Origin of the sequence: Streptomyces sp. NPDC047000 (genome assembly GCF_040644295.1) — a bacterium.
In the GTDB taxonomy this organism is placed as follows: Bacteria; Actinomycetota; Actinomycetes; order Streptomycetales; family Streptomycetaceae; genus Streptomyces.
Genome location: NZ_JBEYWE010000011.1, coordinates 203034 through 218253, shown reverse-complemented (window position 1 = coordinate 218253; position 15220 = coordinate 203034). Strand labels below are relative to the sequence as shown.

General features: G+C 72.6%; 14 protein-coding genes and 1 riboswitch. Of the genes, 7 read left to right on the top strand and 7 right to left on the bottom strand.

The features are described 5' to 3' along the window. Positions 1 to 97 precede the first annotated feature (97 nt). Both ABZ862_RS19835 and ABZ862_RS19830 read right to left on the bottom strand, forming a co-directional pair. Entirely contained in the window at positions 98 to 1567 is a 1470-nt protein-coding gene (locus ABZ862_RS19835) for a trehalose-6-phosphate synthase (protein WP_360959754.1), read from the bottom strand. A gap of 194 nt (positions 1568 to 1761) precedes the next feature. Then, on the bottom strand, positions 1762 to 2706 hold the full coding sequence (locus ABZ862_RS19830; protein WP_360959752.1) for a glucosyl-3-phosphoglycerate synthase: 945 nt from the start codon (positions 2704 to 2706) through the stop codon (positions 1762 to 1764). Between the two features lie 163 nt (positions 2707 to 2869). Then, positions 2870 to 3026, top strand: a riboswitch (SAM riboswitch). A gap of 18 nt (positions 3027 to 3044) precedes the next feature. Here ABZ862_RS19830 and thrC point away from each other — a divergent pair. The 5 genes from thrC (at position 3045) to ABZ862_RS19805 (ending at position 8715) form a co-directional block, all read left to right on the top strand. Continuing rightward, positions 3045 to 4328, top strand: coding sequence for a threonine synthase (thrC, locus tag ABZ862_RS19825; protein WP_360959750.1), 1284 nt, complete (start codon positions 3045 to 3047; stop codon positions 4326 to 4328). Further along, positions 4325 to 4600: a MoaD/ThiS family protein gene (locus tag ABZ862_RS19820; protein WP_360959748.1), complete on the top strand. Its 276-nt coding sequence runs from the start codon at positions 4325 to 4327 to the stop codon at positions 4598 to 4600. Before thrC ends, ABZ862_RS19820 begins: the two co-directional genes overlap by 4 nt. Positions 4601 to 5060: 460 nt before the next feature. Further along, positions 5061 to 5264: a cold-shock protein gene (locus tag ABZ862_RS19815; RefSeq protein WP_219092312.1), complete on the top strand. Its 204-nt coding sequence runs from the start codon at positions 5061 to 5063 to the stop codon at positions 5262 to 5264. A gap of 447 nt (positions 5265 to 5711) precedes the next feature. Further along, positions 5712 to 7334, top strand: a complete 1623-nt coding sequence (gene groL, locus ABZ862_RS19810) for a chaperonin GroEL (RefSeq protein WP_360959746.1) — start codon at positions 5712 to 5714, stop codon at positions 7332 to 7334. A gap of 235 nt (positions 7335 to 7569) precedes the next feature. Continuing rightward, the gene (locus tag ABZ862_RS19805) at positions 7570 to 8715 is read left to right on the top strand and encodes an NADH:flavin oxidoreductase (protein WP_360959744.1); all 1146 of its coding nucleotides are present in this window, start codon (positions 7570 to 7572) and stop codon (positions 8713 to 8715) included. A 30-nt stretch (positions 8716 to 8745) separates the two neighbouring features. On the opposite strand, the gene ABZ862_RS19800 is transcribed toward ABZ862_RS19805, so the two are convergent. The 4 genes from ABZ862_RS19800 to ABZ862_RS19785 all read right to left on the bottom strand — a co-directional run bounded on the left by ABZ862_RS19800 (position 8746) and on the right by ABZ862_RS19785 (position 13212). Beyond that, positions 8746 to 9330: a hypothetical protein gene (locus ABZ862_RS19800; protein ID WP_360959742.1), complete on the bottom strand. Its 585-nt coding sequence runs from the start codon at positions 9328 to 9330 to the stop codon at positions 8746 to 8748. Between the two features lie 249 nt (positions 9331 to 9579). After that, positions 9580 to 11154, bottom strand: coding sequence for a PTS transporter subunit EIIC (locus tag ABZ862_RS19795; protein WP_360959740.1), 1575 nt, complete (start codon positions 11152 to 11154; stop codon positions 9580 to 9582). Positions 11155 to 11170: 16 nt separating this feature from the next. Then, complete coding sequence (gene murQ, locus ABZ862_RS19790; protein WP_360959738.1) at positions 11171 to 12106, bottom strand: N-acetylmuramic acid 6-phosphate etherase; 936 nt, start codon at positions 12104 to 12106, stop codon at positions 11171 to 11173. 188 nt (positions 12107 to 12294) lie between these two features. Next, positions 12295 to 13212, bottom strand: coding sequence for a MurR/RpiR family transcriptional regulator (locus ABZ862_RS19785; RefSeq protein ID WP_360959736.1), 918 nt, complete (start codon positions 13210 to 13212; stop codon positions 12295 to 12297). A gap of 54 nt (positions 13213 to 13266) precedes the next feature. On the opposite strand from ABZ862_RS19785, the gene ABZ862_RS19780 reads away from it, so the two are divergent. Further along, positions 13267 to 13641 (top strand): hypothetical protein, encoded by a 375-nt coding sequence (locus ABZ862_RS19780; protein WP_360959735.1) that lies wholly within the window; start codon positions 13267 to 13269, stop codon positions 13639 to 13641. A gap of 1 nt (position 13642) precedes the next feature. Continuing rightward, the gene (locus ABZ862_RS19775; RefSeq protein WP_360959733.1) at positions 13643 to 13912 is read left to right on the top strand and encodes a DUF4031 domain-containing protein; all 270 of its coding nucleotides are present in this window, start codon (positions 13643 to 13645) and stop codon (positions 13910 to 13912) included. Positions 13913 to 14137: 225 nt separating this feature from the next. Here the strand turns inward: ABZ862_RS19775 and ABZ862_RS19770 are convergent, their stop codons facing one another. Next, the gene (locus ABZ862_RS19770) at positions 14138 to 15220 is read right to left on the bottom strand and encodes a GNAT family N-acetyltransferase (protein ID WP_360959731.1); all 1083 of its coding nucleotides are present in this window, start codon (positions 15218 to 15220) and stop codon (positions 14138 to 14140) included.

The following is a 15220-nucleotide window of genomic DNA, read 5'->3' as shown; positions in this document are numbered from 1 at the left end:
CGGGGACGGGAACGGGAAGGGGCGGCGGGGGCGAGAACCCGGGCTCCCGCCTGCCGCCCGGGGCACCCCGCCCGGGGCAGCAGGCTCCCGCCCCGGACTACCCCTGCAACGCGTGCAGCTGGTCCAGGAACCACTTCGCCGGCGGCAGCGCCGTCGCCGTCGCGGCGAGCCGCTTGGAGCGCTCCGCCCGCTCCCCGGCGGGCAGCGTCAGCGCCTCGTGGAGCGCCCGCGCCGTCCCCACCACGTCGTAGGGATTCACGGCCACCGCGTCCTCGCCCAGCTCCTCGAACGCCCCCGCCTCCCGCGACAGCACCAGCACGCACCCCTCGTCGGAGACGACCGGCACCTCCTTCGCGACGAGGTTCATCCCGTCCCGGATCGGGTTCACCAGGGCCACGTCCGCCAGCCGGTACGCCGCGAGCGAGCGCGCGAAGTCGTCCTCGACATGCAGCAGGACCGGCGTCCAGCCCGGCGTCCCGTACCGCTCGTTGATCTCGTCGGCCAGCCGCCGCACCTCGGCCGTGTACTCCCGGTACACGGCGAGGTCCTGCCGGGACGGATACGCGAACGCGACATGCACGACCCGCTCCCGCCACTCGGGCCGGTCGTCGAGGAGCTGCCGGTACGCGAGCAGCCCGCGCACGATGTTCTTCGACAGCTCGGTCCGGTCGACCCGCACGATCGTCCTGCGGCCGGCCCCGATCTCCTCGCGGAGCACGGCCATCCGTTCCCCGACATCGGCCCGGTGCGCGCGCTCGCGCAGGAAGTCGGCGTCGGCGCCGAGCCCGTGCACCCCGACGACGGTCTCCCGTACGGCGCCGGGGCCCTCGTCCGCGGAATGCCGTACGACGAGGCGGCCGTCCTCGGCCGCGCCCGCGAACGCGACCCCCTCCGGGTCCGCCTCCCCGGCGCACCGTACGAACGCGTCGGCCCACCGCCGGGTGAGGAACCCGAGCCGGTCCGCGCCGAGCATCCCGCGCACCAGCCGGGCGCGGACGTCGTCGGGCAGCATCCGGAAGTACTCCGGCGGCGCCCACGGCGTGTGCGAGAAGTGCCCGATGCGCAGATCGGGCCGCAGCTCGCGCAGCATGCCCGGCACCAGGCACAGGTGGTAGTCCTGGACGATCACCACGGCCCCGTCGGCCGCCTCCTCGGCGAGCGCCGCCGCGAACGCGCGGTTGTACTCCTCGTACGACGCCCACCGGCGCCGGAACCCGGTGTCGAAGACCGGCTCCAGCGGGGTCTGGTAGAGCATGTGGTGCACGAACCACAGCACGGAGTTGGCGATCCCGTTGTACGCGTCGGAGTGCACGTCGGCCGGGATGTCCAGCATCCGCACGCCGGGTTCGCCGACGCCGCGCCGTACCGCCTCCCGGTCCCCGTCACCGAGTGCCGAGCACACCCACAGGGCGCCGGCGTCCGGTCCGATGGCCGAGAGCCCCGACACCAGACCGCCGCCGCCGCGTTTCGCGTGCAGGGAACCGTCCTCGTGCACCTGGTACGAGACGGGACCGCGATTGGAGGCGACCAGCACGGTGGGGGCTGCGCTGTCTGACGTAGTGGCCATAAGCCCAGACCTAGCCCGCCGGACGGGGGGCCAAACGTATGGTCACTCACACTGTGCGCGCGTGCACACCGTGCCGGGGGGAACAGGGAACAGCGCTCCCGCCGGCCGGCGGCGGAGAGGACGACGGCCGCGGCGGGGCGCCACGGCAGGGCGGCGCGCCGCCCGCCCCGCCGGGCGGCACCCCGCCCCCGTCGTCAGGCGACGCGCCGTTCCGCGTACTCCTCGATCTCCGTGATCGGCGGACGCTCCTCCGTGTCCACCGAGTACGTCCGCGCCTCGAACCCGTCCGAGCCCCGCTCGAACTGCGTGAGCGACGGCCGGATCAGATGCCCGCGGGCCAGCCGCAGCTGGGCGGTGCGGTAGATCGCGGCGGCCATCCGCCCCAGCGCCTGCCCGTCCTGGTGCCGGTGCTTGCGCACCCCCACGTCGACCTGGGCGAGTGCGTCGAGCCCGACGAGGTGCAGCGCGTCGACGAGCATGCCCAGCTCGACGCCGTAGCCCACCGGGAACGGCAGCCGCTCCAGCAGGCGGCGCCGGGCCGCGTACTCGCCGCCGAGCGGCTGGACGAAACCGGCCAGCTGGGGCCAGTGCATGTTGAGCAGCGGGCGGGCCATCAGCTCGGTGACCCGGCCGCCCTGCCCGGTGGCGCCGCCGAGCGGCCGGTCGTACATGGCCTTGACCAGGTCGACCCCCGGGTCGGTGAGCAGCGGGCCGACGATGCCGGAGACGAAGTCGGAGGAGAACTCCTTCAGGTCGGCGTCGATGAAACAGACGATGTCCCCGCTCGTCACCAGGAGCGACCGCCACAGCACCTCGCCCTTGCCGGGCGCGGCGGGGATGCGCGGCAGGATGTGGTCGCGGTGGACGACCCGGGCGCCCGCCGCGGCGGCGACCTGGGAGGTGCGGTCGGTGGACCCGGAGTCGACGACGACGATCTCGTCGACCAGCGGGACCTGCTGCATCAGGTCGTGACGGATGATCGCGACGATGTCGCCGACCGTCTCCTCCTCGTTGAGGGCGGGCAGGACGACGGACACCGACTGACCCGTGCGCTGCTTCGCCGCCATGATCTGGTGGAGCGGGCGATCGGTCACGGACCAGGAGCGGTCGTTCAGCCAGCGCTCGGTTTCTTCCAGCACAGTCTGCGGCTCCTCACTGTTACGGCGTCACGGTCACACGTCGCCGTGTGATCCATCTCGCGGTTCGGACGACTATCTCAACTGTCCTGGCCGTCGGTTACAGTCTTGAACAACGCGGATGACCATCGCATGTCCGAGGTCTCCGGCGTTCACAACCGCATAGCGCTCATCCAGAGGGGCAGAGGGACACGGCCCGGTGAAGCCCCGGCAACCCCCCTACGACCGGTCTCGGGATCCAGGAAAGATCCATGACGAGGCTGCCGGCGAGGGAAGGTGCCAAATCCGTCTCACGGCGAAGTGCGCCGTGAGGAAGATGAGGAGAAAGGGCCTCGCCTCACATGGCTGCGCAGACAGTTGCTGGTACCACGGAATCCGGCGTCGACCTCGGCCCCGCCGCCGCCCTGAGCTGCCGCGAATGCGGTCACCGCGTCCCGCTCGGCCCGCTCTTCGCCTGCGAGGAGTGTTTCGGCCCGCTGGAGATCGCCTACGACTTCTCGTCCTACGACGCCGAGGAGCTCCGTAAGCGGATCGAGGCGGGACCCGCGAACATCTGGCGTTACGCGCCGCTGCTGCCCGTCCCCGCGGACGTCGCCGACAAGCCGAACATCAACCCCGGCTGGACGAAACTCGTCAAGGCCGACCGGCTCGCCCGGGAACTCGGTGTGACCGGCGGGCTGTACGTGAAGGACGACTCCGGCAACCCGACGCACTCCTTCAAGGACCGCGTCGTCGCCCAGGCGCTGGAGGCCGCCCGCGCCTTCGGCTTCACCACGCTCTCCTGCTCCTCCACCGGCAACCTGGCCGGCGCGGTGGGCGCGGCCGCGGCCCGCGCGGGACTGCGCTCGTGCGTGTTCATCCCGCACGACCTGGAGCAGGGCAAGGTCGTCATGGCCGCGGTCTACGGCGGCGACCTCGTCGGCATCGAGGGCACCTACGACGACGTGAACCGCTTCTGCTCCGAGCTGATCGGCGACCCGGCGGGCGAGAGCTGGGGCTTCGTCAACGTCAACCTGCGGCCGTACTACGCGGAGGGCTCCAAGACCCTCGCGTACGAGGTCTGCGAGCAGCTCGGCTGGCGGCTGCCCGACCAGATCGTGGTGCCGATCGCGTCCGGCTCGCAGCTCACCAAGGTCGACAAGGGCCTGCGGGAGCTGATCGAGCTGGGTCTGGTCGAGGACCGGCCGTACAAGATCTTCGGTGCGCAGGCCGAGGGCTGCTCGCCGGTGTCCACCGCGTTCAAGGCGGGGCACGACGTCGTACGGCCGCAGAAGCCGAACACCATCGCCAAGTCGCTGGCCATCGGCAACCCGGCCGACGGCCCCTACGTCCTCGACATCGCGCGCCGCACCGGCGGTGCCGTGGAGGACGTGACGGACGCCGAGGTCGTCGAGGCGATCAGGCTGCTGGCGCGTACCGAGGGGATCTTCGCCGAGACGGCGGGCGGGGTGACGGTGGGCGTGACGAAGAAGCTGATCGACGACGGCGTCCTCGACCCCGCGCTCACCACGGTCGTCCTCAACACGGGCGACGGCCTCAAGACCCTCGACGCGGTGGCCGGGACCGGCCTGACCGCCACCATCCGGCCCACCCTGGACTCCTTCCGAGAGGCGAACCTCGCATGAGCGTCACCGTCCGCATCCCCACCATCCTGCGCACCTACACCGGTGGCCGGGCCGAGGTGCCGGCCGAGGGCGCGACCCTCGCCGAGGTCATCACCGACCTGGAGAAGAACCACACCGGCATCGCCGCCCGCGTCCTGGACGACCAGGGCAAGCTGCGCCGGTTCGTGAACGTGTACGTCAACGACGACGACGTCCGTTTCGAGCAGGGCCTGGAGACCGTGACGCCGGACGGGGCGGGCGTGTCGATCATCCCCGCCGTCGCGGGCGGCTGAGCCCCCGGAGCGTCCCGCGCCGAGCCGTACGCGTTACCTACGGTAACGCCGCTCACGCACCGTTCACCCGATTGCCTCCTCCGTGAGAGAAACGGAGGAGGCAATTCAGTTGGGTTAGACGCGGTAGAGTTGGGGAACGCGCTCCTGATCTTCGGAGCGGAGGCCCTCGCGGCCCGCTGGGCGAACGGCAAGAAACAGCCAAAGTGTGCGAGCCTTTTAAGCCTTATGCGCCATTTATGGGGCCCGACTTGCCCTGAATTCGGGCGAATTCTCGGGAGATTCCCGACCGGTCATGCCCAGATTTCTCGTCCAGTTGACCTGTTGCACAGGGCAGTTGGGCAGATACATTCGGCCGCGGTCGACGCGTTCCGGCGCACGCCCCCAATCCATGGGGGGTGAGGTCTGACCCGGATCCGCGAGGTGTGGATCTGTGCAAGGGCCAGTAATAGGGGAGTTAGGCATGGCTCAGGGCACCGTCAAGTGGTTCAACGCGGAGAAGGGGTACGGCTTCATCGCGGTCGACGGTGGTGCGGACGTCTTCGTCCACTACAGCGCGATCCAGATGGACGGCTACCGCACCCTGGAAGAGGGTCAGCGCGTCGAGTTCGAGATCTCGCAGGGCCAGAAAGGCCCGCAGGCCGATATGGTCCGCCTCACCGCCTGAACGTCTTCCGCCTGTTTTTCTGCGAAGGGCCCGCACCCTCCTGGGTGCGGGCCCTTCGTGCCGCCGGGGGCACGGGCCGGTGCGGTCCGGGGCGCGGGTCGAGGGCTGTCCGGGGGTGGCCCGAGGGTTGTCCGGGGGTGGTCCGGGGCGGTTCGAGGGCGGACCGGAGATGGTCTGAGGATGGTCCGAGGACCGTCCCGGGGCGGCCCGCCGGGCGTTCGCCGGTGGCTGAGCCGCGACCGACCCTCCCCCAAGGCGCTTGCACTCGGCAGGGCCGAGTGCTAATCATTGGCGTTAGCACTCTGAAGGTGAGAGTGACAACGAAGGACCGGGTCGGTGAGGCCCGCAGGCCGCGTGGGGCAAGGAACCACAGGCCGGCGAGCCGTCCGTCGCGGGCGCGGGCGCGGTCCGAAGGAATCACCCCCAGTCCTGGAGGGACCACTTCACATGGCCAAGATCATCGCGTTCGACGAGGAGGCGCGGCGCGGCCTCGAGCGCGGCATGAACCAGCTCGCGGACGCCGTCAAGGTGACGCTCGGCCCCAAGGGCCGCAACGTCGTCCTCGAGAAGAAGTGGGGCGCCCCCACGATCACCAACGACGGTGTGTCCATCGCCAAGGAGATCGAGCTCGAGGACCCGTACGAGAAGATCGGCGCCGAGCTGGTCAAGGAAGTCGCCAAGAAGACGGACGACGTCGCCGGTGACGGTACGACCACGGCGACCGTGCTCGCCCAGGCCCTGGTCAAGGAGGGCCTGCGCAACGTAGCCGCCGGCGCCAACCCGATGGCCCTCAAGCGCGGTATCGAGAAGGCCGTCGAGGCCGTCTCCGCCGCCCTGCTGGAGCAGGCCAAGGACGTCGAGACCAAGGAGCAGATCGCCTCCACGGCCTCCATCTCCGCCGCCGACACCCAGATCGGCGAGCTGATCGCCGAGGCCATGGACAAGGTCGGCAAGGAAGGCGTCATCACCGTCGAGGAGTCGCAGACCTTCGGGCTCGAGCTCGAGCTCACCGAGGGCATGCGCTTCGACAAGGGCTACATCTCGGCGTACTTCGCCACCGACATGGAGCGTATGGAGGCCGTCCTCGACGACCCGTACATCCTGATCGCCAACTCCAAGATCTCCTCGGTCAAGGACCTGCTCCCGCTGCTGGAGAAGGTCATGCAGTCGGGCAAGCCGCTGCTGATCATCGCCGAGGACGTCGAGGGCGAGGCCCTGTCGACCCTGGTCGTCAACAAGATCCGCGGCACCTTCAAGTCCGTCGCGGTCAAGGCCCCCGGCTTCGGCGACCGCCGCAAGGCGATGCTGAACGACATCGCCATCCTCACCGGCGGCGAGGTCATCTCCGAGGAGGTCGGTCTCAAGCTCGAGAACACGACCCTCGACCTGCTCGGCAAGGCCCGCAAGGTCGTCATCACCAAGGACGAGACCACCATCGTCGACGGTGCCGGCTCCTCCGATCAGGTGCAGGGCCGCGTCAACCAGATCCGCGCCGAGATCGAGAACAGCGACTCGGACTACGACCGGGAGAAGCTCCAGGAGCGCCTGGCGAAGCTCGCCGGCGGTGTCGCGGTCATCAAGGCCGGTGCCGCCACCGAGGTGGAGCTCAAGGAGCGCAAGCACCGCATCGAGGACGCCGTCCGCAACGCGAAGGCCGCGGTCGAGGAGGGCATCGTCGCCGGTGGCGGCGTGGCGCTCATCCAGGCCTCCTCGGTCTTCGAGAAGCTCGACCTCGAGGGTGACGAGGCGACCGGCGCCCAGGCCGTGAAGCTCGCGCTCGAGGCCCCGCTGAAGCAGATCGCCGTCAACGCCGGCCTCGAGGGCGGCGTCGTGGTGGAGAAGGTCCGCAACCTGACCCCGGGCCACGGCCTCAACGCCGCGACCGGCGAGTACGTCGACCTGGTCGCCGAGGGCATCATCGACCCGGCGAAGGTGACGCGCTCCGCGCTGCAGAACGCGGCCTCCATCGCCGCGCTGTTCCTCACCACCGAGGCCGTCATCGCCGACAAGCCGGAGAAGGCCGCCGCGGCCGCTCCGGGCGGTATGCCGGGCGGTGACATGGACTTCTGATCCGGCTCACGGATCGGACCGTCCCGCTGACGACGAGGGCGGCACCCCCTGCCACATGGGGGGTGCCGCCCTCGGGCGTTCCCCGGGAGGCTTGCCCCGCCCGGTCCCCGGGTGTCCCGGATCACAGCGTGACGTCGCCGGTGGGAGGAATGCGGCCGCAGTCGTGTGGAGTTGGCACTTGATGCGTATGCACATACCGTTCGGTCGACCGCCTACTCCCGAGGAGCCCCCTCCTGTGACCGTCACCACGACCTCCGAGTCCCGCGCCGCCCGGATCCTGTCCCGGCCGATCGGGATCAACGGCCTCACCGTCCCCAATCGGATCGTGATGGCCCCGATGACCCGTCAGTTCTCCCCGGGCGGCGTCCCCGGTGAGGACGTGGTGTCGTACTACGCCCGCCGGGCCGCCGCCGGAGTCGGACTGATCGTCACCGAGGGCACCTACGTCGGCCATGACTCGGCGGGGGAGAGCAGCCGCGTCCCGCGGTTCCACGGCGAGGAGCAGCTGGCGGGCTGGGCGAAGGTCGCCGAGGCCGTGCACGCGGCGGGCGGCACCATCGTGCCGCAGCTGTGGCACATCGGCATGGTCCGCAAACCGGGCCGCCCGCCCTTCGCCGACGCGCCCGCCGTCGGCCCCTCCGGCCTCCGCCTCGACGGCACCGACGGCACCGACGGCACCGACGGCACCGGCAGGGCGATGACCCAGGGCGACATCGACGACGTCGTCGCGGCCTTCGCCGCCGCTGCCGCCGAGGCCGAGCGCATCGGCTTCGACGGCGTCGAGCTGCACGGCGCCCACGGCTATCTCGTCGACCAGTTCCTGTGGTCGGGCACCAACCGGCGCACCGACGCCTACGGCGGCGACCCGGTGGCCCGTACGAAGTTCGCGGCGGAGATCGTCGCCGCCGTGCGCGCGGCCGTCTCGCCGTCCTTCCCGGTGATCTTCCGCTTCTCGCAGTGGAAGTCGGACAACTACGACGCCCGGCTCGCCGAGTCCCCCGAGGAGCTGGAGGCCGTGCTCACCCCGCTCGCCGCGGCCGGTGTCGACGCGTTCCACGCCTCCACCCGCCGCTACTGGCTCCCCGAGTTCGACGGCGCCGACCTCAACCTCGCGGGCTGGGCCAGGAAGCTGACCGGCAAGCCCACCATCACGGTCGGCTCCGTCGGCCTCGACGGCGACTTCATCCGCGCCTTCGCCGGTGAGGACGCCCCGCTCAAGGGCATCGACGACCTCCTCGACCGCTTCGAGCGCGACGAGTTCGACCTCGTCGCCGTCGGCCGTGCGCTGCTCCAGGACCCGGAGTGGGCGGCCAAGGTGCTCTCCGGCCGCTACGACGAGCTCAAGCCGTACGACGCCGCCGCGCTGCGGACCCTCAGCTGACGCGCCGGAACCCGGCGGGCCCCGCCGGGTTCACAGGTTGCCCATCGGCTCTATGTCCACCTGCACCGGCGTGCCCCACACGCGCAGCACCTCGTAGTCGGTGAACTCGTGCACCAGCCGGTAGGCCATCGCCGGTCTGGGGCCGCGCCGCTGGGCGGCCAGATACAGCTCCGCCTCGTGCCGGTCGCGGCGCGGGGTGCCGCACAGCTGCCACTCCTGCCCGTTCCACAGCTCCGGCAGCCAGCGCTGCTGGGGCTGCGGGTGGTGGCCCCGGACGCCGTAGCGTGACGGCGCCGGGCCCTCCGCGGCGTGTCCGGCGGGGCGGGGGCCCGGGTAGCCGCCGGACAGCTCCGAGCGGCGGGCGGCCCTGCGCCGCGTCTCGCAGAGCAGGCACAGGTCGGGGGCGGCCTCGTCCACGGGACCGTTGGGGTGCTCGGCGCAGCGGGTGGTCGGGACGGCGGTCGTGACGGTCTCGTCCAGCATCTCCAGGGCGCGCCTCAGGTCCGTCCTGATCTCGTGCAGCTTGCTGTCGGCCGTGGTGGCGGCGAGGGCGTCGCCGTGCTCCCCGAGAAGACGGAGCGCACGGCCCAGGGTGGTGGCTTGGGCGTGATTCACCGTTCCACCGTGACACACGGGACTGACAATCGGCGGCGACGGCGGCCCAGGGACCTCTGGGAGGGGCAGCGCGGTCCGGGCCGGTGGTCTCCGGCGGGAACCGGGGCGGGCCCGGAAAGGGACTCCGGGCGGGTCCGGCCGGTGCGGTGGCGGGCCGTCGGCAGTGTGGCGGCCGTCCGGTCCGGGCCGGGGGCGTGGGACTCGGAGGCCGCGGTGCCGGGGAACGGCCCGGGTGTTCCGGGGAGTTCCTCACGGGGGTGGTGACGGTGCGTCGGAGGGTGCGGCCGCCGGGGTGGTGGCGGGGTCGGCCGGCGTGGGCCTGGTCGGGGCGGAACCGGTGGTGGCGGGGACGGGCGGGGCGGAGCCGGGCGGGGTGCGCAGTGCCGGGAGGGCGTAGGTCGCCGCGAAGCCGACCAGGTAGGCCGTGAGGAGGCCGCCCGCGTAGACCGCCGCCGTCAGGGCCAGGCCCCTGTTCCCCGCGAGCAGGGGGAACAGGGCCCAGCCCGACGGGCCGATCGCCGTCGCGCCGACCCTGTCGCCGGCCATCGCGAACGCGCCGAGGAAGGCGCCGCCCGCCGCGCCGCCCGCGCAGGCGGTCAGGAACGGGCGGCCCAGCGGCAGGGAGACGCCGTAGATCAGGGGTTCGCCGATGCCGAGCAGCCCCGCCGGCAGCGCCGACCGGATGGTCGTACGGATCGAGACGTCGTGGCGGAGCCGCACGTACACCGCGACCGCCGCGCCGACCTGGCCCGCGCCCGCCATCGCCAGCACCGGCAGCAGCACCGTGTAGCCCTGCTGCTCGATCAGGGTGGCGTGGAGCGGGATGAGGGCCTGGTGCAGGCCCAGCATCACCAGGGGGAGGAAGAGGCCGCCGAGCAGCAGTCCGGCCAGGACACCCGTGGTGGACAGCAGCCGGTCGGCCGTGGTGCCCACGGCGGAGGCGGCGGCCCCGGCCGCGTACATCAGGCCGTAGAGCGTGGCCAGTCCGGCGACCAGGACGGTGACGGTCGGGGTGACCAGGACGTCCAGCGCCGCCGGGACCCGGCCCCGGCACCACTTCTCGACGTACGTCGCGAGCAGCGCCGCCGCCAGCGCGCCCAGGACGCCGCCCTGGCCGGGGGACAGGTGCGTGCCGAACGCCGTCACCTTCGTCACCCCGGGGAAGACCACCACCGCCGCGACCGCGCCGCCCAGCACGGGCGTCCCGCCGAACTCCCGTGCCGTGCCCAGCCCGACGAACACCGCGAGCAACGCCATGAACGCCGACGCGATCGCGCCGAGGGCCGGGGTGAGGCCCGGCAGCCATCCGGCGTTCAGCAGCAGGCCGTTGAGGCCGGCGAGCACCCCGCAGCCGATCAGGGCGGGGATGAGGGGCACGAAGACGTTCGCCACGCGGCGCAGGGCGGACCTGAGCGGGGTGGCGTTGCGCCGTCGCCGGTCCGCCCGCCACTCGGCCCCGCGAGCCGCCAGTGCGGCGGCGGCCGTCGTCCCCACCGCGTCCGGGCGCTCTCCCGCGGCCGGGTGCTTCCCCGCCGCGTTCGGGTGTGTCCCCGCCGTCCGCTCCTCGTCCGGCAGCAGCCGCTCGAACTCCCCGGTCACCCGCGCCACCGCCCCCGGCCCGAGCACGATCTGGAGGGTCCCGTCGCCCCCCGCCACGGTCCCGAGCACCCCCGGCAGCGCCCGCACCGCCGCCTCGTCCACCCGGGACGGATCCGTGAGGGCGAGACGGAGGCGGGTCATGCAGTGGGCGGCGGAGACGACGTTCGCGGGGCCCCCGACCAGGGGCAGCAGCGCGGCGGCGATGACGGCGGGTTCGACGGTCATCCACCGAGCGTGCGGGTCAGCCGCCCGCAGCCGCCAGCGCGGCGCGCAGATGACCGCCGGACTCCACCAGAAGGCGGGCGGCCGTCGGGCCGTCCACCCCCGCGAGGACGCACAGCACGGCGTTCTTCACCTCGCCGTCCGTGGCGGCGAGCGCCCGTTCGATCTCGTCGTCCGGCGCGCCCGTGGCGAGGGCGACGATACGGCGGGACCGGGCCCGCAGCTTGTCGTTGGAGGCGCGCACGTCGACCATCAGGTTCCCGTACGTCTTGCCGAGCCGGATCATCGTGATCGTCGACAGCATGTTGAGGACCAGCTTCTGGGCCGTCCCCGCCTTGAGGCGCGTCGAACCGGTGAGCAGCTCCGGTCCCACGACGACCTCGATGCCGTGCTCGGCGGCGGCCCCGAGCGCACTGCCCGCGTTGCAGGCCAGGCCGACGGTCAGCGCGCCCAGCGAGCGGGCGTACCCGACGGCGCCGAGCGCGTAGGGCGTACGGCCGGAGGCGGACACGCCGACCACCGTGTCGCCGGCGGTGAGCCCGAGGGCACGGAGGTCGTTCTCCGCGAGCTCCCGGGAGTCCTCCGCCCCCTCCACCGAGGTGACCAGGGCGTCCGGGCCGCCCGCGATCAGCCCGACGACCTGCCCGGGGCCGGTGTTGAAGGTGGGCGGGCACTCCGAGGCGTCCAGCACACCGAGCCGTCCGGCGGTCCCGGCACCGGCGTGGACCAGCCGTCCGCCGTGCGCCATCCGCTCGGCGATCGCGTCGACGGCGGCGGCGATCTCGGGCAGCCGCGCCGCGACCGCGGCGGCCACCCCGGCGTCCTCACCGTTCATCAGCCGGGCGATGTGCAGGGTCGGCAGCGTGTCGATCTCGGCGAGCTCGGGCCGGAACGCCTCGGTGGTGAGCGACTCCAGCTCGGTTCGGAGGTCGTGAGGGTGGGACGTGGAGGTCATGGGGCGGCTCTCTCCGGTGACGTTGCCATGAAGGTCGGACGAGGTGCCGACACCGGTCGGTGCGGCGGCCCTCGGGGGCGCGGGGCCGTGTCGATCTGCGGCTCCGCCGCGTGGGCGCGAGGCCCCGCCGGGTGGACGCGGGGCACCGCGACGCGTCCGCGGGTCCCCACGACATCAGGCCCTGCGGTCTACCGCACGGCGCGGGCGTGCCCGTGCCGGTGGGCCAGCGCCTCGTAGGACGCGGCCAGCGCGGGACCGGCCCGGTCGTACGTCCGCTGCGTCACCCCGATGAACAGGCAGTCCACGACCAGGAGCTGACTCGTCCGGGAGGACATGGCGGCCGGGCGCAGTTCGCTCTCCCGTGCGGTGGACGTGGTCAGCACATGGTCCGCGTACCGGCCGACGGGCCCGTCGGGCCGTCCGGTGACGGCGACCGTCGTGGCCCCGCGCTCGAAGGCCGCCCGCAGCGGTTCGATGACGTCGCCGGTCGAGCCCGAATGGGTGATCGCGACGGCCACGTCGCCCGAGCGCAGCTGCACGGCGTTCGTGACGGCGAGGTGCGGATCGCTGTGCGCCTGCGCCAGCAGCCCTATCCGCAGCAGCTTCTGGGCGAGGTCCTGGGCGACGAGCCCGCTCGCCCCGACGCCGTACACGTCGATGCGCCGGGCGGCGGCCAGCGCGGTGACGGCGGCGCCGAGCTGCGCGGTGTCGAGCCCGGCGGCGGTGTCGGCGAGGGTCTGCTGCTCGTCGTAGGCGAGCTTGGCGACGACGTCGGCGAGAGGGTCGTCCACCGCGATGTCGGTCGTCAGGGCGGGAGCGCGCCCGGACTGCTGGTGCGCGGCGAGACCGGCGAGGGCGAGGCGCAGATCGCGGTAGCCCGGGTAGCCGAGCAGCCGGGCGGTGCGGACGACGGTGGCCTCGCTGGTGCCGGTGAGCTCGGCCAGACCGGTGACCGTGAGGGCGGCGCAGCCCGCCGGATCGCCGGCCACGGCCTCGGCGACGCGCTGCATGGAACGGGTCATGGAGGGGGCCAGGGTGCGTACTTTCGCGGCGAGGGCGGCGGGCGCGGGAGGCGTCGCGAAAATTTCCTTCACGTCCTGGGTCACCTCTGGAAGGTATTTTCCGTGCCGCTTCCGGTCAAGACCGCGCACAATGGCACCATGAACGACGTCACCCGTCTGGAACAGGCCCTGCACGCCGCCCGCGCCCTGGTGCTCGCCGACCTCGTCGCGGGCCGGGTCTCCCAGGCGGACGTGGTGTCCCTGGTCGAGGACTCGGTGGCGCAGCGCCGCTGGTGGGTCGAACAGTGGCCGGACGGCGCGTCGTACGTGGCCGGGCTGGTCGCGCAGGACGTGCAGGACGCCCTGCGGGAGCGGTACGGCCGCTGGCCGCTGTGCCCGGTCTGCGGCACCGGCGACCCGCACGCCCTGGAGGTCGAGCCGGAACTCGGGCCCGATCCGCACTGGGTGTGCCACCAGGCGGGTGTGAAGGTGGCCGCGCTGGGGTCGCTGTACGCGACGGACGGCCGAGGATGACGTGATCTATATCGACCCGCCCAGCTGGCCCGGCCACGGCCGGCTGTGGTCCCATCTGGTCAGCGACGTCTCGTACGACGAACTGCACACTTTCGCCGAGACGTTGGGCGTGCCCCGGCGGGCCTTCGAACGGGACCACTACGACCTTCCGTCGCACCGTTACGCCGACGCGGTCGCCGCCGGGGCGGTGGAGGTCCGCAGCCGCGAGGTGGTGCGGCTGCTGCACGCCGCCGGACTGCGCCGCCCGAAGCACGGCCACCGGACGCCGTAACTAGTGCCGCGGCAGGCAATGTTTGCCCGTGAAGGAGCGGCGTCCGGTGCGTGCTCTCTGGGGGTCCCCCCTGCTCGAAGAGCTTGGGGGAGTGCCGGCCGGAAGTCCTCGTACTGGATGTACTCGGGCTTCCGGCCGGTGCGGCGAGTGGGGGTCCCCCCTGCTCGAAGAGCTTGGGGGAGCGTGCCGGGCGTCGCGACGGGGCGAACATTGCCTGCTGCGGCACTAGCTTTCCTCGCGCCGCAGTTCGTAGGCGAACAGGTCCTCGTCCTCGCCCGCCTTGCGGAACCCGGCGCGGGAGACGACGGCCTGGGACGGGCGGTTGCCGCGCTCGACGGTCGCGAACAGCGTGCGTACGTCGTCCCGTTCGAGCGCCCAGCGGGCCAGGGCGCGCAGCGCCTCCGTGGCGTACCCGCGGCCGCGGGCGCCCTCGACGAGGTCGTAGCCGATCTCCACCCGCCCCTCCTCGTCCGGCGCGGAGTGGAAGCCCATGCTGCCGATCGCGTGCCCGTCCTCGTGCCGTACGAGGACGAAGGCGCCGAACTCGGGCCGGTGCACGCCTGCTTCGTACGCCTTCACCAGCATCCCGGCGGCGTCGCGCGTGCCGGGGTACGGGCCGCCGGTGAGCCATTCGAAGCCGCCGTCGCCGCCCTGGGCCAGGTCCCGTGCGGCGAGGGGCCGTACGCCTTCGAGGGTGAGGCGTTCGGCGGGCAGCACGAGGTTGTTGTGCCAGTGCCATCCGGTGACCGCCGCCCGGCCGGGCAGTTCGCCGCGCCCGGTGGCCCACAGCAGGACCGGCCAGGGCGCCGGGCCCGGCCGGACGTGCGGGAAGAGCGACTCCAGTACGCCCTCGGCGAGTTCGGCGGAAGGCTCGTAGGGCAGGCCGAGACCCTCGGCGATGTCATGGGTGTGCAGCAGCACCTCGGCGACGCCCATCGCGGCGAAGCCGGTCCGGTCGGCGCTGCGGAAGGGGAAGGGATGGAAGGCGCGCGCATGGCGCGGGGCGGTGCGGACGGCGGCGGCGAGGAGGGCGCCGGTCGTCGTGATGACGTCCAGGACACCGGCGTCGCCGGTGGCGTCGTCGAGGGTGATGCCGAAGGGCACGTGGGCGTGCTGTGCGCGGCCCGCCAGCCGTCCGGCGTAGGCGATGAGATCGTCCGCGATGTGCAGGGCCGTCCGCAGACAGTCCCACTCCAGCCGTCCGGCGCGGACCCGTGCCCAGTCCGGCCGTCCGGCGTCCGCCGTACGCAGCAGCGCCACGCACCCCGCGACCGCCTCTTCCACCTGCTCCCCGCCCATTGCACGCAT